This is a genomic window from Neptunomonas marina (genome assembly GCF_004005935.1).
Classification (GTDB): Bacteria; Pseudomonadota; Gammaproteobacteria; order Pseudomonadales; family Balneatricaceae; genus Neptunomonas; species Neptunomonas marina.
On record NZ_SACQ01000002.1, the window covers coordinates 574525 to 595293 of the forward strand.

At 51.6% G+C, this 20769-nt stretch carries 19 protein-coding genes; 4 read left to right on the forward strand and 15 right to left on the reverse strand.

The window, feature by feature from the left end; translation table 11 throughout:
• Nucleotides 1-77: 77 nt before the first annotated feature.
• On the reverse strand, nucleotides 78-962 hold the full coding sequence (gene ubiA / locus EOE65_RS07395) for a 4-hydroxybenzoate octaprenyltransferase (RefSeq protein WP_420846524.1): 885 nt from the start codon (nucleotides 960-962) through the stop codon (nucleotides 78-80).
• A gap of 86 nt (nucleotides 963-1048) precedes the next feature.
• The gene (locus EOE65_RS07400; protein ID WP_127693654.1) at nucleotides 1049-1603 is read right to left on the reverse strand and encodes a chorismate--pyruvate lyase family protein; all 555 of its coding nucleotides are present in this window, start codon (nucleotides 1601-1603) and stop codon (nucleotides 1049-1051) included.
• A 125-nt stretch (nucleotides 1604-1728) separates the two neighbouring features.
• Between EOE65_RS07400 and EOE65_RS07405 the strand changes: the two genes are divergently transcribed.
• On the forward strand, nucleotides 1729-2316 hold the full coding sequence (locus tag EOE65_RS07405) for a DUF1415 domain-containing protein (protein ID WP_127693655.1): 588 nt from the start codon (nucleotides 1729-1731) through the stop codon (nucleotides 2314-2316).
• On the opposite strand, the gene EOE65_RS07410 is transcribed toward EOE65_RS07405, so the two are convergent.
• The 6 genes from EOE65_RS07410 to EOE65_RS07435 form a co-directional block, all read right to left on the reverse strand.
• Nucleotides 2313-3824 carry a diguanylate cyclase gene (locus EOE65_RS07410; RefSeq protein WP_127693656.1) on the reverse strand — a complete coding sequence of 504 codons (1512 nt, stop codon included), beginning with the start codon at nucleotides 3822-3824 and terminating at the stop codon, nucleotides 2313-2315. The two genes, EOE65_RS07405 and EOE65_RS07410, sit on opposite strands and share 4 nt — an antisense overlap.
• A gap of 162 nt (nucleotides 3825-3986) precedes the next feature.
• Entirely contained in the window at nucleotides 3987-4724 is a 738-nt protein-coding gene (gene phoU, locus EOE65_RS07415) for a phosphate signaling complex protein PhoU (protein WP_127693657.1), read from the reverse strand.
• Nucleotides 4725-4774: 50 nt separating this feature from the next.
• On the reverse strand, nucleotides 4775-5608 hold the full coding sequence (gene pstB, locus EOE65_RS07420) for a phosphate ABC transporter ATP-binding protein PstB (protein WP_127693658.1): 834 nt from the start codon (nucleotides 5606-5608) through the stop codon (nucleotides 4775-4777).
• Between the two features lie 38 nt (nucleotides 5609-5646).
• Nucleotides 5647-7335, reverse strand: coding sequence for a phosphate ABC transporter permease PstA (gene pstA / locus EOE65_RS07425; protein ID WP_206052629.1), 1689 nt, complete (start codon nucleotides 7333-7335; stop codon nucleotides 5647-5649).
• 26 nt (nucleotides 7336-7361) lie between these two features.
• Nucleotides 7362-9632: an ABC transporter permease subunit gene (locus EOE65_RS07430; RefSeq protein ID WP_127693660.1), complete on the reverse strand. Its 2271-nt coding sequence runs from the start codon at nucleotides 9630-9632 to the stop codon at nucleotides 7362-7364.
• A gap of 147 nt (nucleotides 9633-9779) precedes the next feature.
• Nucleotides 9780-10751, reverse strand: a complete 972-nt coding sequence (locus tag EOE65_RS07435) for a PstS family phosphate ABC transporter substrate-binding protein (RefSeq protein WP_127693661.1) — start codon at nucleotides 10749-10751, stop codon at nucleotides 9780-9782.
• Nucleotides 10752-10965: 214 nt separating this feature from the next.
• On the opposite strand from EOE65_RS07435, the gene EOE65_RS07440 reads away from it, so the two are divergent.
• Complete coding sequence (locus tag EOE65_RS07440; protein ID WP_240656934.1) at nucleotides 10966-11376, forward strand: acyl-CoA thioesterase; 411 nt, start codon at nucleotides 10966-10968, stop codon at nucleotides 11374-11376.
• A 6-nt stretch (nucleotides 11377-11382) separates the two neighbouring features.
• Here the strand turns inward: EOE65_RS07440 and EOE65_RS07445 are convergent, their stop codons facing one another.
• From EOE65_RS07445 to EOE65_RS07455, 3 genes are read right to left on the reverse strand one after another with little or no spacing between them, the layout of a single operon-like run.
• Nucleotides 11383-11991, reverse strand: coding sequence for a DUF938 domain-containing protein (locus tag EOE65_RS07445; protein WP_240656935.1), 609 nt, complete (start codon nucleotides 11989-11991; stop codon nucleotides 11383-11385).
• Between the two features lie 47 nt (nucleotides 11992-12038).
• Nucleotides 12039-12599, reverse strand: a complete 561-nt coding sequence (locus EOE65_RS07450) for a lysophospholipid acyltransferase family protein (protein ID WP_127693662.1) — start codon at nucleotides 12597-12599, stop codon at nucleotides 12039-12041.
• Between the two features lie 6 nt (nucleotides 12600-12605).
• The gene (locus EOE65_RS07455) at nucleotides 12606-12881 is read right to left on the reverse strand and encodes a DUF3144 domain-containing protein (RefSeq protein WP_206052630.1); all 276 of its coding nucleotides are present in this window, start codon (nucleotides 12879-12881) and stop codon (nucleotides 12606-12608) included.
• A 134-nt stretch (nucleotides 12882-13015) separates the two neighbouring features.
• Here EOE65_RS07455 and EOE65_RS07460 point away from each other — a divergent pair, with 134 nt between their 5' ends.
• A complete protein-coding gene (locus EOE65_RS07460) occupies nucleotides 13016-13387 on the forward strand; it encodes a VanZ family protein (protein ID WP_127693663.1) in 372 nt (123 codons plus the stop codon).
• On the opposite strand, the gene uvrD is transcribed toward EOE65_RS07460, so the two are convergent.
• The 3 genes from uvrD to EOE65_RS07475 are packed head-to-tail and all read right to left on the reverse strand — an operon-like array spanning nucleotide 13384 to nucleotide 16885.
• Nucleotides 13384-15588 (reverse strand): DNA helicase II, encoded by a 2205-nt coding sequence (gene uvrD, locus EOE65_RS07465; protein ID WP_127693664.1) that lies wholly within the window; start codon nucleotides 15586-15588, stop codon nucleotides 13384-13386. The two genes, EOE65_RS07460 and uvrD, sit on opposite strands and share 4 nt — an antisense overlap.
• Before the next feature lie 33 nt (nucleotides 15589-15621).
• Nucleotides 15622-16650, reverse strand: a complete 1029-nt coding sequence (locus EOE65_RS07470) for a homoserine kinase (protein ID WP_276317500.1) — start codon at nucleotides 16648-16650, stop codon at nucleotides 15622-15624.
• Nucleotides 16604-16885: a DUF2782 domain-containing protein gene (locus tag EOE65_RS07475; RefSeq protein ID WP_127693666.1), complete on the reverse strand. Its 282-nt coding sequence runs from the start codon at nucleotides 16883-16885 to the stop codon at nucleotides 16604-16606. The genes EOE65_RS07470 and EOE65_RS07475 overlap by 47 nt, the downstream gene beginning before the upstream one ends.
• 98 nt (nucleotides 16886-16983) lie before the next feature.
• Here EOE65_RS07475 and polA point away from each other — a divergent pair, with 98 nt between their 5' ends.
• Nucleotides 16984-19719 carry a DNA polymerase I gene (gene polA / locus EOE65_RS07480; RefSeq protein WP_127693667.1) on the forward strand — a complete coding sequence of 912 codons (2736 nt, stop codon included), beginning with the start codon at nucleotides 16984-16986 and terminating at the stop codon, nucleotides 19717-19719.
• A gap of 188 nt (nucleotides 19720-19907) precedes the next feature.
• Here polA and yihA read toward each other — a convergent pair whose 3' ends face one another.
• Nucleotides 19908-20576, reverse strand: coding sequence for a ribosome biogenesis GTP-binding protein YihA/YsxC (yihA, locus tag EOE65_RS07485; RefSeq protein WP_127693668.1), 669 nt, complete (start codon nucleotides 20574-20576; stop codon nucleotides 19908-19910).
• Nucleotides 20577-20769 lie beyond the last annotated feature (193 nt).

Consider the following 20769-nt stretch of genomic DNA (forward strand, 5'->3'; position numbering starts at 1 on the left):
GCCTCTTACGCTTAAAATAAGACGGGAGTATTACAATGTTTTATTGTGACACTATTGTTACATGCTAGAACAATTCACTAAAGATAGTGAAGAAAAATGCCAACAAAGACCGACAACCCCGCGTAGTGGTTATTCAAAAAGGCACGAAAACAAGGGTCTCGCTCGCGATCTTTGATCAGCCGCATCTGGTAAACAAAGCAACCGACAGCCCCCAGTAGGCCGAGATAGTAAAAGCCACCGAGCTGAGCCAGAAAGCCCGCTACTACAAGGAGGATAAGAGTAAGTATCAGCAGTATCGCGATAATGAGTTTATCGTATTGGCCAAACAGAATAGCGGTCGATTTGATACCAATCTTGAGGTCATCATCTCGATCAACCATGGCGTACATGGTGTCATAGGCTACGGTCCAGAGTAGCTTGGCACTGTAGATCACCCATGCGATCAGCGGAATCTGTTCGCCGACAGCGGTAAATGCCATGGGGATCGCCCATCCGAACGCGGCGCCGAGAACCACTTGCGGTAGGTGGGTATAACGTTTCATAAAAGGGTAGAGTGATGCGAGAAACAGACCACCAAATGACATAAGAATCGTCATCGTATTGGTTAGCAGCACTAAGCCAAATGCAACAAGCATGAGCGCAGCAAACAGTAATAGCGCTTCTTTGGCGGTGATTTTTCCCGTCGCTAAGGGGCGTTGAGCGGTGCGCTTTACATGCCCATCAACTTTCCGATCTGCAAAGTCGTTGATAACACAGCCAGCGGAGCGCGTCAGAAAAACGCCCAATGTAAAGATAACAATGAGCTTGAGATCGGGAATGCCTTCAGATGCGATCCATAGTGCCCACAAGGTTGGCCATAACAGCAGGTAGCTGCCGATCGGCCGGTTGAAGCGCGTCAAATTGACATAGACATCCAACCGCTCGCGTAAGCTCATGGGCTTAAATAGGGAGGCACCGGGCATAACAATCCTTTTATATCATCACCCGTCATCTTTGAAAGTCGCCGTGACGGTATGCTAATGGAATTCAACCCTGTTTGAGGTCAGGGCTAGCTCGTTGTGGGCTGATAGTTTACCTGCTCTAGTGCCGGTAAAAAAACCTCGCACACGAGTAGGGGTTTACCGGATAGATAAAATTGGGAGCGCCGTGCCCATAGCGTTTGCTCGCTGGTGATATCGAACCGGCTGACTTCGAGGGGGCCGCGGCGCATGGTTCGGTCATTAAAGAGCACACTGCCTAGCGACCGGTTACCGACGTGGTGGAGCTGTCGCTCGCGACCCGTCAGCGTTGCCGCAGGGATGATTGAGCGTGCGTAAACCCACGGCTCCTGATTGCCCAGTAAATGAACTTCACGAATGAGTGCGAGCTGGCGTGGTGGCATTCCCAATATCTGTGCTTCCGAGCGGTTCGGGCGTCCCCAGCCTTGTGCAATCACTTCAACGCTAAAATGACCTTGGCTGGCATTCATCAGGTGCTGCGTCAGTGAGCCGCGGTCGGTTAACCAGCGCTGCCAGTGGTAGGGCGCATGGAGTGCGGACAAGCGGCGCAAATGATACCAGCGGGCATCAAAACTGGCGTGAATAAGAGAGTGGCGGACGGGCACAAACAATTCCTTTATAAGCTCGGCAGGTATTCTACTCCTTTCCCATGCAGCACGTCACCGCTGGCCTTACGAAAGCGTGCGCTTGGTCACTTTCGATTAGCGCCACAATGAATTAGGATGCGGCCATGAAAATATCTTCAGAGCAAGACAAAGTAGCAGCGGCTACATTAACGCGTGCATGGGTTGAAACGATGGTAGTGGGGCTGAACTTATGCCCGTTTGCCGCGCCCGTCGTTAAGCAAGATTCAGTGCGTTACAGCGTTACTGACGCAGCAACCGATGAGGACGTCGCGGCGGGCTTTTTAGGTGAGTTAGACCTCATTCAGCGCAGCGATGAAAAAAGCGTGGCAACAACACTCTATATATTTCCCAACGCAACCGCTGACTTTTACGACTATCTCGACCTGTTACACACCTGCGAGCGGTTACTCGATCAAGCAGGAATGAGTGAGCAGTTTCAGGTCGCTAGCTTTCATCCGGGTTATCTGTTTGCGGGTGTGGATCAAGATGACCTAAGCCATTGGACCAACCGCTCTCCCTTTCCAATGTTGCACATCATTCGTGAAAACCAGATGAGTAGAGTCTTGGCCCACTATAAGGACCCTGATGCGATCCCCGAGCGGAATATTGCCTTGATGCATGAACTGGGCAAAGCGGGACTGATCGAGAGATTCCCGCCGTTAGCCGATTATTGGGATACGCACGCGCGTTAGGCAGCAACCACGCAGTTACGGCTGCGCTTTTTCGCTTTATAGAGCGCAGTGTCGGCGTGCTCTACCAGTTGGTGCGGGCTGTTCTCGGCACTGGGCACTAAGGTCTCCAAGCCTTGGCTGGCGGTCACCACCAGACCGGCTGATGAGCGGTCGTGAGGAATACCAAGAGCGAGAATTTGATCGCGAATAGCTTGTGCCACGTTGAGCGCGCCGGCTTTATCCGTATCTGGCAGCAGCACGGCGAACTCCTCTCCACCGTAGCGAAAAATAGCATCGTGGGAGCGATTAACACTGTTTTGCATGGCACTGGCCACACGTCGCAGGCAACTATCGCCCGCTAAATGACCGTATCGGTCGTTAAATGCTTTGAAGTGATCTACATCCACCATAATGAGTGACAACGGCTGACGGGTGCGAGCACAGCGGCGCCACTCCATCTCGAGCTGCTTTTCGAACTCACGACGGTTGTTTACACCTGTGAGGCCATCGATCCGAGCCGAACGCTCTAGCACATCACGCGAGCGCTTGAGATCTAACATCATGCGTATACGCGCTTTGAGCACTGCGGGGGCGCGGTCTTGGACAAGATAATCCGATACGCCGTGGGAGTAAGCGGTGACCTCCTGTTGATCATCTGATTCTGCGCCCGCAATCGCGATCGGTATAAACGCATGATTAAACTGCTGCACCATCCGTTGGCAGTAGAGCAAGTTTTGCAGCCACCCATCACCTGCGGCGACCAGAATCAGATCCGGCGTTTGCTCGGCGGATTCCAGTAACTGCTTCAGGTCAGCGAAGGTGGCGGGGAGTAAAATATTGTAACTGGCGCGCAAAGCATCAATGGTTTGCCAGACGGTGCTGATGCCCTCGGGGGCGAATACTGCGATGGTATGGTGCTGCGCGTACTTGCAGGCTTTACCCGAGTCATACTCAACATCGGTGGACTCGCCGGCAAAGAATGCGGTGATCTCTTCGTTGGTAGCTAATCCGAGTAGCTTACGCCCGTCGCTGGCAAGAATAACAGGGACGCGGGATCCCACATGGCTAGATTCCCAAGCATCCTGCCAGGTATCAAGTATCTCTTCGCACTCAAAATCGACCGATAACTCGGTGGGTAAACCGGCGGCTTCCAGACAATCAAAGATGACCGCAGGACTTGCGATATCAAGTCCATCAACCCAAAGCGCTTTGTAAAACAGGCGGCGGAAAAGTTGGGCTTTTTCAGGATCGATGAGACCCGCAGCAATAACGCATAAATTGGCAAAGCGGCTATCAGGGCGCTCGGGAGGTAGAGCAATACTGATATCACTGGCGTAGCTGCGAACCGAAAAAACGTCGCTGGCAAGCTCCGCGAGTAGATCGGGAGAGTTACCTTGCAAGCCGATATCTTGGGCGTGTTCGACCAAACGATACTCAACTTGATCAAGCAAGTTCAACGCGTACAGGCGCTCGTGCAATGCATAGCTGTACGGGCAGTTGAGGTCGGCATAAACGATATATTGCAGCATAGATCAAACCACTCGGTGCGTTACCTGGAATACCTATTCAATCAAGGTATCGGCCAATAGAGAAAAAACTTGGAGGCAGGCTAGCGTGTGTTGGCTTAGTCGTCGCTGAGTGAAACGAAAAACAGCGCCATGTGGCGCTGTTTAGATGCGTTTGAGAGGCGCTTAGTCTTCGGTGCTGTCGCTAATGCCAGCTGTCTCTTTAATCTCAGACAGAGGCAGATGGCGTACATCGGTACCGCTAACGAGGTAGATCAGGTGCTCAGACATATTACGTGCGTGATCACCGATACGCTCCAAGCTACGCAGTACCCAGATGACGTTTAGACAGCTCGAGATCGCGCGTGAGTCTTCCATCATATAGGTCATCAGTGAGCGCATCGCCGTCCGGTACTCAAGATCAACCGCTTTGTCTTGCTTAGCGACATGGTAAGCCAGCTCAGCATCGTTACGTGCAAAGGCGGTCAGTACATCTTTCACCATGTTGCGCACTAGGTTACCGATGTGACGAACTTCCTGATAACCGCGTTGGGAGTCGCCATCTTCAACCAGCTCAATGGCATGGCGGCAGATACGGCTAGCTTCATCGCCCATACGCTCTAGGTCGTTGACCGCTTTCGAGATCGCTACGATCAGGCGCAGGTCGCTCGCTGCCGGTTGGCGGCGGGCAATGATCGTTGTGCAGCGCTCGTCGATCATCACTTCCATGTCGTTAGTTTGCTTGTCAACGCGACGTGACCGCTCGGCCATCTCCGCATCACCGGTCAGAAGGGCTTCAACCGCATCATGTACTTGGCGCTCTACGATACCACCCATGGTAAGTAGCTCGGTACGAATCTCTTCCAGCTCATCGTTAAATTGCTGTGAGATGTGAGTCGAGTAGTTGTCCTGTTTGAGTTCCACTGTTAGGTACTCCGGCCTATATATTCAGTTAATTGAGAACGCGATTACGGTTAACCGTAACGACCTGTGATGTAGTCTTCGGTCTGCTTCTTCTCAGGGTTAGTGAAGAGGGTGTCTGTTACACCAAACTCGATCAAATCACCCATATACATGAAGGCAGTATAGTCGGAAACACGGGCTGCCTGTTGCATGTTGTGGGTAACGATCACGATCGTGAAGTCATTCTTCAGCTCGTGGATCAGCTCTTCAATTTTCAAAGTAGAGATAGGGTCTAGTGCAGAAGCGGGTTCGTCGAGCAGCAGAACCTCTGGCTTCACGGCGATGGTACGCGCGATAACCAAACGTTGCTGCTGACCACCGGACATACCCAGTGCGCTTTCATGTAAGCGATCTTTTACCTCATCCCACAGTGCAGCGGATTTAAGCGCCCACTCAACCGTTTCATCAATTTCACGCTTCTTATTGATGCCTTGGATACGCAGGCCATAAGCCACGTTCTCGTAGATCGATTTTGGGAATGGGTTGGGTTTCTGGAACACCATACCCACGCGGCGGCGCAAGTCAGCAACTTCTACCGCACGGTCGTAGATGTTGTTGCCATCCAGCAAGATCTGGCCGGAGATATTACAACCATCAACTAAGTCGTTCATACGGTTGAAGCAGCGTAGCAGGGTAGACTTACCGCAACCGGATGGGCCGATAAAGGCGGTTACACGTTTCTTCGGAATATCCATGTTGATACCGTGTAGCGCTTCTTTTTCGCCATACGCCAAGCGTAGGTCCTTTACCTGTAGCGTCGTTGTTTCGGTATCGAGGCTAAGGTTGCGGTCGGCACGCTGCAACGAAGAGATATCGATGCCATGAGTTTTCGCGTCAGTCGTCATCTTCAATAAACCTTTTTCTAAAATTCGTTAAAACAGCGTTACATTTCGAGCGCTTTGTATTTTTCACGCAGATGGTTACGGATCTGGACTGCTGAGATGTTAAGCAGTGCGATAACCGCAACCAGCAATAGTGCTGTTGCATATACTAGCGGTCGAGCCGCTTCAACGTTAGGGCTCTGGAAGCCCACATCATAGATATGGAAGCCCAAGTGCATAAATTTCTGATCCAAGTGCAGGAATGGGTAGTTCCCATCTAGCGGCAAGTTTGGTGCTAGCTTCACAACGCCCACCAACATGAGGGGGGCTACCTCACCGGCTGCACGTGCGATGGCAAGAATGACACCGGTCATCATGGCAGGGCTCGCCATGGGCAGTACGACTTTCCATAGTGTCTCTGCTTTTGTTGCGCCAAGCGCCAAAGAACCCTCGCGGATCGCGCGTGGAATACGTGTTAAACCCTCTTCCGTTGCTACGATAACCACCGGAACAGTAAGCAGTGCTAGCGTGATGGATGCCCACATGAGGCCGCCAGTACCAAAGGTAGGTGATGGCAGGGCTTCAGGGTAGAACAAACGGTCGATGTTGCCGCCTAAGAAGTAGACGAAGAAACCTAAGCCGAATACACCATAAACAATAGATGGAACGCCTGCTAAGTTGTTCACCGCAATGCGGATCAAACGCGTAGTGAAGCCTTGTTTGGCATACTCGCGCAGGTAAACCGCTGCGATAACTCCGAAAGGTGTTACCAGAACCGACATGATGATGACCATCAAAACGGTACCGAAGATCGCTGGGAAAATGCCCCCTTCCGTATTCGCTTCACGTGGCTCGTCTGAGACAAACTCCCACAGTTTGCTACCGTAATGGCCAAGCTTTGCAAAGATACCCATGTCGTTCGGGCGGAAAGCGCGAACGATTTTGGCGATATCGATCTCGATAGTTTGGCCACCTGATACTTCAGCCACGATTTTGTCGCGGTTGATCTGGCCGTATAGATCGATAAGTTCATCCTGCAGTACTTTATATTCTTCGCCAAGCTCTGCGCGGCGAGCGTCAATTTCTGCGAACGCGGCAGCATCGGTAGAGCCGTCTAGCTCCAATGAGCGTTGCTTCAAGCGCAGGCGCTCGATCTCGTAGTTGATGGCGCCGATCTCATGCTTTTCGATCTGGTAGATCGAGTCATGAATCTCCTGCGCGCGCTCGATGCTCGCTTCAAACTTGTCCCACAGCGCTAAATATTCAGGCGTTTTGTCGTAGCCATCGTACTGGCCGACAACAGTGTCGCCCTCTTTAAGTGCGCGCAGGTAGCCATAGAAGTTACCCCATTCGTGGCGCTCTGCCGCGAACAGCATCTCTGGATACTGCTGGTTGGATAGATTGTCGTGTAGTACCCACGTGAAATCGGTACCGCCTACGTCACGGTTACCAATTTTCATCAGGTCGCGGCGCATCTCTTCGACACCTTCTGGTACATCTACGCCAGCATCCCGCAGCTGTGTTGCAGGAACTCGCTCGCTATCAACCGTTTCACCGATGATGCGAATAGAGTGGTTATTTTGCGAATAGGTTGCTTGCAAAATATCCGCAGGCCAGAAGTGTACCAAGCCGCGCGATGCGATCAGGAGCAATAGCCCCACGACCATAATAATGCTGATGGCAACAGCTCCAGCGTTTAACCAAACCCAAGGTGATCCGGATTTGGCCCATTCAGAAAAAGAGACTTTCATTTTCATCAATCCTCGATAATCCGGTATTACAGTGAGCCGTACTTCTTACGTAGATGCTGGCGCACCAGCTCGGCAAGCGTATTGACGACAAAGGTAAACAGGAACAGTACGAACGCTGCTAAGAACAGAATGCGGTAGTGGGTACTGCCGACCTCTGACTCGGGCATCTCGACAGCGATGTTAGCTGCCAGCGTACGCATACCCTCAAAGATGTTCATATCCATGATGGGGGTATTACCTGTTGCCATCAGTACGATCATGGTTTCACCTACCGCACGGCCCATACCGATCATCAGAGCGGAGAAGATACCTGGGCTGGCTGTTGGCAGCACCACACGTGTCAGCGTTTGCCAAGGTGTCGCGCCCAGTGCCAAAGAGCCATAGCTCAAGTGTTTAGGGACTGCAAAGATCGCATCCTCAGTGATCGAGAAGATCGTTGGGATAACGGCAAAGCCCATCGCGATACCCACCACGAGAGCGTTACGCTGATCATATGGAATCTCCAGACCGTTACTGATCCATAGGCGCATATCGCCGCCAAAGAGTAGAACCTCGATGCCATCGGAAATATTTAAACTAAACAGCACCGCGAGAATAATCACAGGCACCAGTAAAGCAGCATCCCAGCCCTCTGGAATAAGGAAACGGATGCGGTTAGGTACTTGCGCCCACACGAAGCCAAAGGTCACGATCGCGATGGGGACAACCATCAGGATCACGAATATGCCCGCTAACTGATCCTCCATAAAAGGTGCCAACCATAGACCGGCCAAGAAGCCCAAAATAACCGTCGGTAGTGCTTCCATCAGCTCGATAAAAGGTTTGACCTTGCGGCGCATCGCCGGAACCATGAAGTATGCCGTGTAGACAGCACCTGCGATGGCAAGCGGTGTACCCAGTAGCATGGCGTAGAACGCCGCTTTCAACGTACCAAACGCCAGTGGCATAAGGCTGTATTTGGGCTCGAAGTCATTGTTTGCAGCAGAGGACTGCCAGATAAATTCGGGCTCTTGGTAACCTTCGTACCACACCTTCTCCCACAGCGCGCTCCACGAAACATCTGGGTGCTCATTGTGGATAGCCCACAATGTCAGCATGTTGTTCTCTTCTACGAGTAGAGCGTTCGAGCGTGGCGCGTAAGCGATGTAGTCTGCTTCACCTGAGGTTACGGCTTCTGTTAGCGCATTGCGGTGTGCTGTTGTGTTAAACAGGCGCAATGTACCGGCTTCATCAATTGAGGCGAAACCTTTGCGGCGATGCTCGGTGGAGATATCAACCACCGGTGAGCTACCACCTTCAAAGCTACGAATCTTCGTTAAGTGCCAGTTAGTGTCCTGATCGCGCACCAAGAACCACTGGTTGATATTGCCTTGGTTATCGCCGATCAACAGCGCATTGCCACCTAGCAGCAATTGGAATACGGTGATTTCACCGCTGGTTGCTTCGACAACTTGCGATGTTTGTGGGCCATCGTCAGCTTGTAGATCGACAACCGCGACTTTGTTTTTGCCTGCGATCATTAACCAGCGGCGATCAGGCAGCTGGATGATCTTCTGAGCTTTGATATTGAATGCCGGTAATTCGATAGACGACAGGCTTGTCTCTACCTCGTCGGTCATCATGTTGACCTCAACGGATAGAATTGTCTGTGTCATACCTGTCGCATCACCGCCGATCAAGCTCCAGTTCTCTTCGTCGAACGCTACTGCCAGCTTAGTGAGTGGCTTATCGCCGACACGAATAAGCTCGCTACCGACAGGGTATTCAATACTCGGTGTAATAACGCGCACACCGTCTGGGTAGGTCGACTTGTAATCGTGCTTAAAGATGAGCGCTTCACCATTGCTGTAGCCCAGTGCAAGTAGATGCTGCGCCTCTGATATAACCGATAAGCTCGCGATCTCAGCACCAGCGGGGTGTGGCAGCGCTTGTTCTTTAAGAACGGTGCCATCTAACGTATTGAAAAAGACCGCTTGGCCTTGATCTGTAATACGAACGCCGATCTCAGCTTGCTCTTCCATAGAGAGGTAAAGCGTTTTGCCTTCACCCGGAGACGCGTAGGCTTCGACTGTACGGCCATCCTGCTGCCAACGATCCATCGTTGCCGACTGGAACAGCGGAGCGACTTCGTATAGCAAGTAGAAGAAGATCAGTAGGATTGCGATGATCACGCTGATGCCGCCAAACGCAATACCCACAGTCGCAGATTTATCTTTCAATGCACGGAGTTTGCGCAGGCGTTGCTGTGCAGGTGTATTGAAATCGATTTGTGGAGTCGTGGTGTTTTCAGTGCTCATGGGAAATATCAGTCCTGGTGGAGCTATTCTGTGCCGCTAGGGTAATGATTCTTTGTGACACTAATGTTACAGGGCATACCTAACGACAAAAGGGAGTTCCTTGCGGAACTCCCTTAAGCTATTGATATAGCTATGTTTTGTCTGGTCTTATAGACCTAGTTGAGACATTTGCTTCTCAACAACTTTCGCTGGCAGTGGGATGTAGCCATCTTTCACAACAACTTCTTGACCCACTTTAGCCATAACCATCTTCAAGAACTCACGCTCCATTGGTGGCAGTGCTTGACCAGGCTTCTTGTTAACGTACACGTACAAGAAGCGAGACAGCGGGTAAGTACCGTTTACCGCATTTTCAGGTGTTGCTTCTACGAATGCTTGACCTTCTTTCTTAGCCAGTGGCAGGGCACGAACAGAAGATGTTTTGTAACCGATGCCGGAGTAGCCGATACCGTTCAAAGATGTAGAGATCGACTGTACAACCGATGCAGAACCTGGCTGCTCGTTTACGTTGTTCTTGAAGTCACCTTTACATAGCGCTTTCTTCTTGAAGTAACCGTAAGTACCAGATACTGAGTTACGACCGAACAGTTGGATGCTCTTGTCAGCCAAAGAACCCTCAACACCTACGTCACCCCAAGTGCTTGCTTCTGCTTTTGCGCCACACTTACGTGTAGAAGAGAAGATCGCGTCAACCTGTGGGATAGATAGACCTTGGATAGGGTTATCTTTGTGTGCGAACACTGCAAGTGCGTCGATTGCTACAGCAACCGGTGTTGGCTTGTAACCGAATTTTTTCTCAAACGCTTCGATCTCTTTGTCTTTCATCTTACGAGACATAGGACCCATGTTTGATGTGCCTTCAGTCAATGCTGGTGGCGCAGTAGAAGAACCCGCTGCTTGGATCTGAACGTTAACGTTCGGGTAAGTACGCTTGAACTCTTCTGCCCAAAGCGTCATTAGGTTAGCCAGTGTGTCAGAACCTACGCTAGACAGGTTACCGGAAACGCCAGATGCCTTGGTGTAAGTTGGCAGATTTGGGTCCAGCAGGTCTGCAGCGTTAGCAGTCATGCAAGTCGCAGAAATGGCAGCAGCTGCGATTAACTTCTTCATTGGTTTCATCATGTGCTCCAGCAGAGACGAGTTGTTTTAGTTAAGTTGGGCTCACTATAAGAGTGCTTTGTGACACTAATGTGACATGATGAAATTTTTCCTGCGGGCGACCTGATAACTATAAGCGTAACTGACGCTAAACTCGCGTCGCAATATGGGTAGGGTTGGCGTAAACTGATTGAAAATCATAACCCTAAATAGATACAGGGACTTTGTAGTAGCCGTGAACGAGATTGATAGCGCACAGGATGAAACTGCTTTGCAGCAACCTGAAGGTGAGTTAACGCTGAAACGCCCCGCAGGGGCTGATGCCACCAATATGTTTGGTGATGTCTTCGGTGGTTGGGTGTCTTCACAAGCGGTGCTTGCCGCTGAGATGCGCGCGGGTGCGGTGACAGAAGGCCGAGTGGCGACTGTCTCAACCGGTGGGATGGAGTTTTTCTCACCAGTGCTGGTGGGGACTATTCTGAGTTTCTACACCCAGGTAGTGGAAACCGGTACCAGTTCAATCCGCATCAAAGTTGAAGTATGGGGCCGCTGCCCGGATGGCTCGACACGCCGTAAAGTGACGGAAACCGAATGTGTGCAAGTTGCCATCGATAACAGTGGCCATATTCGGGCTTTCTCGGCGTAACCGCTATTAGAGGCGTTGCCAAATCAACAGTTGGTTGTTCGCTGGCATCGCCACATCGGCCCGTAAAGCAAAGCCGTGCTGCTCGGCTAACTCGGTTACCTGTTCGAAGTCGCGGATACCGCTTTCGCTATTACGTGCTTTGAGCCAAGCGTCAAATTCGCGGTTGCTCTCGGATGTATAGCCGTCTCGATAACGAAACGGGCCATAGATAAAGAGCCAACCTCGGCGCGATACCGCACGGCCTGCGCCGGCAAACAGCGCTTTTACCTCTTTCCAGCTCATGATATGCAAACTGTTGGCACTAAACAGGGCGTCGTATTGCCGCGTTGGCCAGTGATTTAATACATCCAGTTCTATAGGGGGAGGCAGTGAGCTAATACCGTATTGCTCAAGGTTGATTGAGAGCGCATCCAAGTACTGCTCACGATCGGAAGCCTGCCAAATGAGATGTGGATGTTGGCTAGTAAGAAAGATAGCGTGTTGCCCCGATCCGCTGCCCACTTCAAGCACTGAGCGGACGTTAGGCAGGTAGGCATCAAGATGAGTGGCAATCGCATACTTATTGCGCTCGCAGGCTTCGCTATAGTTGAGCATGAGTTCAAATTCAGCTGGCATTTAAAGACGCGATTTTGAGAGGGTTTTTATGAATGCACCCTTACTCATTATGTCAATTGGTTATAAATGCTCTTAATTTGTTGCAAATCGGCTTCATAGTCACCGGTTGGGTAGAAGGCTTGCGCAATCCCGCCCACTTTACGCTTGTAATCAATGTAACCGAGCAAAATTGGCACGTTGCCCTGCACGGCAATATGATAAAACCCGCTTTTCCAGCCTTTGACCGCCGAACGGGTGCCCTCGGGTGCCATAAGAATGCGCAATGACGCATCCGTCTCAAACAGTTGTGCTGTTGTGGTGACCGTATTATGTGACCGAGAGCGATCAACAGGAATTCCTCCCATCCAACGCATCAGTCCGCCAAAAGGAAACTTAAAGATGGAATCTTTACCCATCCAAAAAAGCGGCACTTTTAGCTGAAATGCGATCATCAAGCTGAAGGGAAGGTCCCAATTTGTCGTATGCGGTGCGCCAATAATGATGCAGCGCGGAGTATCTGCCGCGTTAATGCCTTTTATCTGCCAGCCCAACAGTTTCAGCGCTGTTGCGGAAACCGCGCTGATGAGTGGTGTGATAACGGGAGTCGAGAAGATCGTATAACGCGGCATAACGACTTACGCTTTACCTGATTTTGCTTCAAGCTCAGCTTTTTTCGATGTTTGTACAAAAGAGAGCGTCTCTTTGTACTTGTCTGCGATAGCGTCGATACCTTTAGGTGTCAGGATGCCTTCGTTGCCAGCGACAGAATAGGTCGTGTAGACACACGATGCGCTCATCATCGCAGCTGAAACGATCTCGATGCTGTAGCCTTCGTTCTTCATCTGGTTAGCAAGAGCAACAAACTTGTTAGTTAATTCTGCGTGCTCACCACGGGTGTTTTTCTTAGACAAGGTCTCTCTCCGGTAAATCGTGAAAATAGCGCTAAATTGTCGCTGAAAGTCGCCTCTAATAGCAAATGACTTTCTTGCTATCTAACAGTATGCTGGCCGTCACATTGACGAGAACTAGGTAGCAGGGGATAAACATGGAGCGGCTCATTGGGTGGATAGAGCAGCGTTGGCCAATGCTGACCGTTGCTTTGTTGATGCTAATTACTACGCTTTCATTGTGGCCCGTTGAGCAGCTGCCGCAGGGCGTACCCGGGAGTGATAAATCCCATCATCTTATCGCTTACATGGCGCTGGTCTTACCACTTGCGTTGCGCCAGCCACGTTACTGGTGGTGGGGCGTTGCGGTACTTTTTGGCTGGAGTGGTATGATTGAGCTGATCCAGCCTTATGTTAATCGCTGGGGAGAGTGGCTGGATCTGTTTGCCAACGGTGTTGGTCTGCTGTTGGGATGCACGATTGGCGTTATGCTGAAACGTTACCAGCACAACGCCGCAAAAGTGCGCTAGATCGGCTCAAGCTTCGCAAAACCGACCACTAACCACTTGGTGCCTTCGTCATCAAAGTTCACATGCACCCGCGCACGCGGACCGCTACCTTCACAGTTCAACACCACGCCAACCCCAAAGATCGGATGCTTCACGGCTTGTCCGACATAAATAGCAGGCGTATCGCTCGTTTCCTCAACATGGTTGTTGAACTGATTGACCTCGCGACGATCGACAGCGGCCATCGGTCGGCTGATCGTGGCATTGAGGCGCACCTCTTCGATCAGCTCGATAGGAATCTCTTGGATAAAGCGCGAAGGGCGGTTGTAGTTATCTTGGCCATGCATACGGCGGGCTTCGGCATAGGTTAGGTAGAGCTTTTGCATCGCGCGGGTGATGCCAACATATGCCAGTCGGCGCTCCTCCTCTAAGCGGCCGGGCTCTTCGGCAGACATGCTGTGTGGGAACAACCCTTCCTCCATACCGGCGAGGAATACCATCGGGAACTCAAGGCCTTTGGCGGAGTGTAGAGTCATCAGTTGAGTGCTGTCTTTGTGCTCTTCCGCTTGCGCATCGCCAGCATCCAGCGCTGCTTGATCAAGGAAGGCTGCCAGCTCGGTGGTGTTCTCTTGGGCTTCCATGGTGGCTTCCCACTGACCGCTAAACTGCTTCGCGGCGTTGACCAACTCCTCTAAGTTCTCAATACGGGATTGGCCCTTCTCGCCTTTCTCTTTTTTATGATGGTCAATCAGACCGCTGAGCTCAATTGCATGGTCGGTTTGCTCATGCAGTGTTGTGCCTGCGGAGTCTGTATCGATCTGGTTGATCAGATCAAGGAAGCCTTGTAGCGCGTTTAACGCACGGGCTGGCAGCTTTTTATATTCAACGATTTCGCTGGCAGCTCGCCACATTGAGATGTTTTCGGCGCGAGCATGTTCGCGCACAATGTCAATGGTGCGCGTACCGATACCGCGCGTCGGAACGTTAATCACGCGCTCCATGGCGGTATCGTCATTGCGGTTCGAGACCAGTCGCAGGTATGCCAGCGCGTTCTTAATTTCTAAGCGATCATAGAAGCGGTGGCCGCCGTAAATTCGATAAGGGACGCCTGAGCGTATTAGCGCTTCCTCAAGCACTCGAGATTGAGCGTTGGAGCGGTATAGGATCGCCGTATCGCTGAGCATATTACCATCAGCTAGCCACTTTTCGATCTGGCCAACAATAAAGCGGGCTTCATCCTGCTCATTGAAGGCAGCGTATAAAGAGAGTTTCTCGCCATCGTTGCCGTCGGTCCAAAGCTCTTTGCCCAAGCGGCCCTGGTTGTTCTCGATAACCGCATTCGCGGCTTTCAAGATACTTTGCGTTGAGCGGTAGTTTTGCTCAAGACGGATCGTCTCGACGGCGCCAAAGTGTGTCGGTAGTTGCTGAATATTCTCGATGCGTGCACCGCGCCAACCATAGATAGACTGATCATCATCTCCCACGGCCATCAATTTGGGTTCGCTGCCGCATAGTAAGCGTAGCCATGCATATTGGATGGCGTTGGTATCTTGGAACTCGTCAACGAGGATATAGCGAAAACGCTCTTGGTAGTGGCGCAACAGGGACGGGTTTAGGTCGCGCAGCAACTCTAAACAGCGCAGCAATAACTCGCCAAAGTCGATCATGCCACCACGGTCGCAGGCCTCTTCGTAAGCCTCGTACATACCAATCATAGTTTTGGTGTGTGGATCGTTTGAGCGTTCGATGTGACGGCTGCGTAGCCCCTCATCCTTTTGCGCGTTGATATACCATTGGAATTGGCGTGCAGGCCAGCGATTCTCATCTAGATTCGCTTCTTTGCAGAGACGTTTGATCAAGCGAAGCTGATCATCACTGTCCATGATCTGGAAGTTTTCATTGAGGTTCGCATCTTTCCAGTGCGCACGTAAGATGCGATGCGCCAATCCGTGGAATGTGCCAACCCACATGCCATTGGGGTTAACACCCAGTAGCTCTTCGATACGCCCGCGCATCTCGCGCGCTGCTTTATTGGTGAAGGTTACCGCCATGATGGAGTAGGGGGATAGCCCCTCGGTCTGTACGAGCCACGCAATACGGTGCACCAAAACGCGGGTTTTACCGGAGCCGGCCCCAGCTAACACCAACAGGTTCTGAAGGGGAGCGGAGACCGCCGCGCGTTGTGCGTCGTTTAGACCATCAAGTATTTCTGTAACGTCCATTCAAATTCGCAGTGCTTATCGATTAATAACTAACTAGGCAGGTAGATCAGTGGGTTGGTTGATACGCTGCAGCAAGATACGCTTGAGCTCATCAGGATCCTTGATCACCATGTCGCCACCTTGGCGGTTTTCTTGGGCGATACCACAGGCCGGAATCAAACGAGACAGCCAGAAGCGCATCGCTGCTGTACGTGCCATTTGTGGCCACGCTTTGTGCTCATCGTCTGTGAATGGGCGTATTTTATGGTATGCCGCTAGCAATGCGGCTTCTCGCTCAAGGTCGATGGAACCGTCGGGGCGTGTGCACCAGTCGTTCGCTACGATGGCTAGGTCAAACAGCCAAAATGCAGTGGCTGCGTTGTAGACATCCAGTATGGCGGAGACCTCTTCGCCTTCGAATAGCGCATTGTCATGGAAAAGGTCGCCATGAATAATGCCCATCGGCAGCCCCCAAGGTTGCTCGCGAAGCTCATCAAATAGACGGACCTCTTGCAGCAGCAACTCACCCTCTTCACGGCTCAGGTGACGTTGGATGTTATGGCTCTCGCGGCGCCACCAAAATACGCCGCGATGTGCTTGGCGACGCAGGTAGAAGTTTTCACCGGCGATATGGAACTGCGCTAGCTGTGCACCGATAGAGGCGCAGTGTGCGGGCGTTAGGTCGGCTTGGGCGACGTGATGTCCGTAAAAGCGCGGTTGCAACAGCGCAGGGCGGCCATGAATCTTTTTCAGCGCAATGCCGTTTTGATCTTGGAAAGGTGAGGGCACGGCCAGCCCGCGCTCGGCCAGCCAAGTGGTGAGCTCAACGAAGAAGGGCATGTCATCCATGCCGAACTCTTCAAAGATGGTTAATACAAACTCACTTGTCGTACCGGCTTTATCCAGTGTGACGAAGTAGTTGGTATTTTCGATACCGCCTTCGATGCCTTTATAGGAAACCAGCTGGCCCAGATCAAACTGCTCGACCAGGCTCTGCATCTCATTGTCGTTTAGTTGAGTGTATACAGCCACAGAATTACCAACGGAAAATGACCCATTTTGGGAGTAATAAGGAGGACTCATCGAAACGTGCGAATGAGCCATCATCAGAAGGCACCAGATAGTAAGGCTTTCCGACAGCCGGAACCACCTTTATTTCTTTGAGCTGCCCGCCAATGCGGTACTCATAATAGGTCTTGTCTTCTTTATAGCTGATCCGAATATCTGGCTCGCCTTCGTCCGGATCGCCGGGAATACCAGTAGCGGAGACTGCCAGCGGCAGCGATAGGGCCAGAATCATCAATAAACGTTTAATCATCGTCTTTACTCATTGGTTGGCTGCGCCAGATTGACTATGATTGTGGGCTTGGAAATCGCTGCTGTAAAGCGCCTGCAACTTTTACAAACGGATAGATCATGACTCAAAATGCTGCCCCTCTCATCTTAGTTGATGGCTCCTCATACCTTTACCGTGCTTTCTTTGCCTCTCAGCAGGCGGACCTACGCACGTCAGATGGGATGCCAAGTGGTGCGATTCGTGTCGTGACATCCATGCTACGTAGTTTGATTAAGCAGTACGCGGATGCCCGTATCGCCGTGATCTTTGATGCCAAGGGAAAAACCTTCCGCGATGAGTTGTACGCAGAATACAAAGCGAACCGACCATCCATGCCAGATGATCTGCGCGCACAGGTTGAGCCAATCCACAGTATTATTCGCGCGATGGGGCTACCCTTAATTGTTGAAGAGGGTGTGGAAGCTGACGATGTTATCGGCACCATGGCACGCCAAGCGAGCGCAGCCGGTATCGAGACTGTGATCTCCACCGGCGATAAAGATATGGCCCAACTGGTGGATGAGCACGTTACCTTGATCAATACCATGACGGATACCACGATGGACCGCGCGGGTGTTGAGGAGAAATTTGGTATTCCGCCGGAGCTGATCATCGACTACTTGGCGCTGCTTGGCGATAAAGTCGATAACATTCCGGGTGTGCCAGGTGTGGGTGAGAAAACAGCGCTCGCTCTATTACAAGGTATTGGCGGTCTGCAGGCGCTATATGAGCGTTTGGATGATATCGCGGCGCTGGGCTTTCGGGGCTCCAAAACAATGGCGAAGAAGCTGATGGAGCATCGCGAGGTCGCCGAGTTATCTTACCTACTAGCAACGATCAAAACCGATGTGCCACTAGACTTCACGCTCGATGAGATCGGCACGCCGCAGCCAGATAGCGCTGCGCTGCTGGCGCTGTTCCAGCAGTATGAGTTCCGCAGCTGGGTACGCGAGTTAGAGGGCGATAGCGGTGCGACAGAAACAGATGAGCAGCCGGCGGCACCGGTGCAGACGAACTATGAAGTGATCACCGATATGGCGCGTTTCGATGCTTGGCTAACGCGCTTGCAAGCCGCTGAACTGATCGCCTTTGATACAGAAACTGACCGGCTTGACTATATGGAAGCGCAGCTGGTGGGCGTCTCCTTTGCTGTTGAGGTGGGTGAGGCGGCTTACGTGCCATTAGGGCACGATTATGTCGGTGCTCCAGCTCAACTGGATCGTGATGTGGTGCTCGCAAAGCTGAAGCCACTGCTGGAGGAAGAATCGTTATCTAAAGTGGGTCAGCACATCAAGTTTGATATGAATGTGCTAGCCCGGTATGACATCGCCATGCGTGGCATCGCTTTCGATACCATGCTGGAATCGTACGTACTGAACTCCACCGCCACGCGCCATGATATGGATAGCCTTGCTGATAAATATTTAGGTGTAAAAACGGTCTCATTTGAAGAGATTGCAGGCAAAGGTAAGAAGCAGCTGACGTTTAACCAGATCGATCTGGAGCAAGCGGGTCCTTACGCTGCTGAAGATGCGGACATCACGTTGCGCCTGCATCACGCGATTGCGCCACAGTTAGACGCAGAGACTCGCCTTGCTGAGGTGTTCACAGAGATAGAGAAACCTCTGATTCCTGTGCTGTCGGGTATGGAGCGCACCGGTGCGTTGGTCAATGCGGAGCTATTGGGCAAACAAAGCCTAGAGATAGAGACACGCTTAACCGCCTTAGAGCGCGAAGCGCATGAGCTCGCAGGGGAGCCTTTCAATTTGGCATCCACGAAACAGCTACAACATATCCTGTTCGAAAAACAGGCGTTGCCGGTGCTTAAAAAGACCCCGAAGGGTGTCCCCTCAACGGCAGAGGAGGTGCTTCAAGAGCTGGCGCTGGATTATCCGCTACCTAAACTGCTGCTAGAGTACCGTAGTCTGAGCAAGCTGAAATCTACCTACACGGATAAGCTGCCGCAGATGATCAATCCAACGACGGGGCGCATTCATACGTCCTATCATCAGGCCGTTACGGCGACCGGGCGCCTCTCCTCAACAGACCCTAACTTGCAGAATATTCCAATCCGTACCGCGGAAGGCCGTCGTATCCGTCAGGCGTTTATCGCGCCAGAGGGTTACCAACTTGTGGCTGCGGACTACTCTCAGATTGAGCTGCGCATCATGGCGCACCTGTCGGGCGATGAGGGGCTGCTAAACGCGTTTAATCACGGTGACGACATTCACCGCGCGACCGCGGCAGAGGTGTTCAAAACCAGTATCGAGCAGGTCAGTACGGAGCAACGCCGCCGTGCTAAGGCGATTAACTTTGGTTTGATCTATGGGATGTCTGCGTTTGGCTTGGGTAAACAGTTAGGCATTGGCCGCAACGAAGCGCAGGAGTATATCGACCACTACTTTGCGACATATCCTGGCGTGCAGCGCTACATGGAAGAGATCCGTGAAAAAGCGCGTGAGCAGGGGTATGTAGAGACCGTGTTTGGCCGTCGACTCTATCTGCCTGCTATTAATGCACGTAACGCCATGCAGCGCCAAGCGGCAGAACGCACCGCGATTAATGCTCCGATGCAAGGCACAGCTGCGGATATTATCAAGCGCGCGATGGTGCAGGTGGATGCGTGGTTGCCAAACAGTGGCTTTGATGCCCGTATGATTATGCAGGTCCACGATGAGTTGATCTTTGAAGCAAAAGCAGATCAAGTCGATGAATTTAAGGCAGAAATTGCTCAAAAAATGCAGCAAGCAGCGGCGCTGGCGGTACCTTTAATCGTTGAAGCTGGCGCGGGCGACAATTGGGATCAGGCCCACTAGAGGAAAATAATTGGTTTTTTTTTGATCAATTGGGGAACTAACAAAAAAGGGTGTCGTCAATAAGAAGACACATCTTATCGTTCCCCTCCTAGTGTTCAGTAGTAAAGATGTGTGGGTTGCAGCAGGACGCCTTAGCCCCAGGCAGTGTGCTTTTTCCCCTTCCGCACATGCCTGGGTGCTAGTTTTTTTTACTCTGGCTCGCTAGGTGCCACCGTTTCTGAGTGATCCGCACCCTCTTCTTCAGCTAACAACCAATCATTCAAGCGATGTTGAAGGACGTCGATGCCGCTGCGTTTTAGCGCCGAGAAAGGCTGTACGGATACGCTATCTCCCAAGAGTGCAGTGAGCTCTTTGCGAAGCTTAAGCACGGTGGATTGGGCGGGGCCCTTTTTCAGTTTGTCCGCTTTGGTGAGCAGCACATGCAGTGGCACACCGGTGGTCGCGCACCAATCAACCATCATCTGATCGAACTCTTTCATGGGATGGCGGATATCCATGACGAGTACGACGCCGCGCAGGCACATGCGTTCTTGGAGATATTGATCCAAGTGCTTCTGCCAGTGAACTTTCATCGCCACCGGCACTTTTGCATATCCGTAGCCCGGTAAGTCAACGATTCGTAACGACTCATGATTGAGTGTAAAGAAGTTGATCAGCTGAGTGCGGCCCGGCGTCTTTGAGGTGCGAGCTAACTTGGAGTTGTTGGTTAATGCGTTAATCGCACTCGATTTGCCCGCATTCGAGCGGCCAGCGAAAGCAACCTCTGCTCCCTCGTCAGGAGGGCATTGGCTCAGCTTGCTGGCACTTGTTAAAAAGTGTGCGGCATTGTAATGGATCGTTTTATTGATATGGGGCATATACTTTAGGTTACCGAAAAGGGCTGGCTACACATTAACCGTTCCAGTTTATAGGGATATTAAGTTATAATGCCGCCAAATTTTACCCGTGAATAGAGTCAACCTCTAGCAGATGGGCATAATAAAGGTTTACGTTGGTGCTGTTTTTGCCCAGCAATAAACAGTAAAAACATCCATTTTAAGATGACAAGAG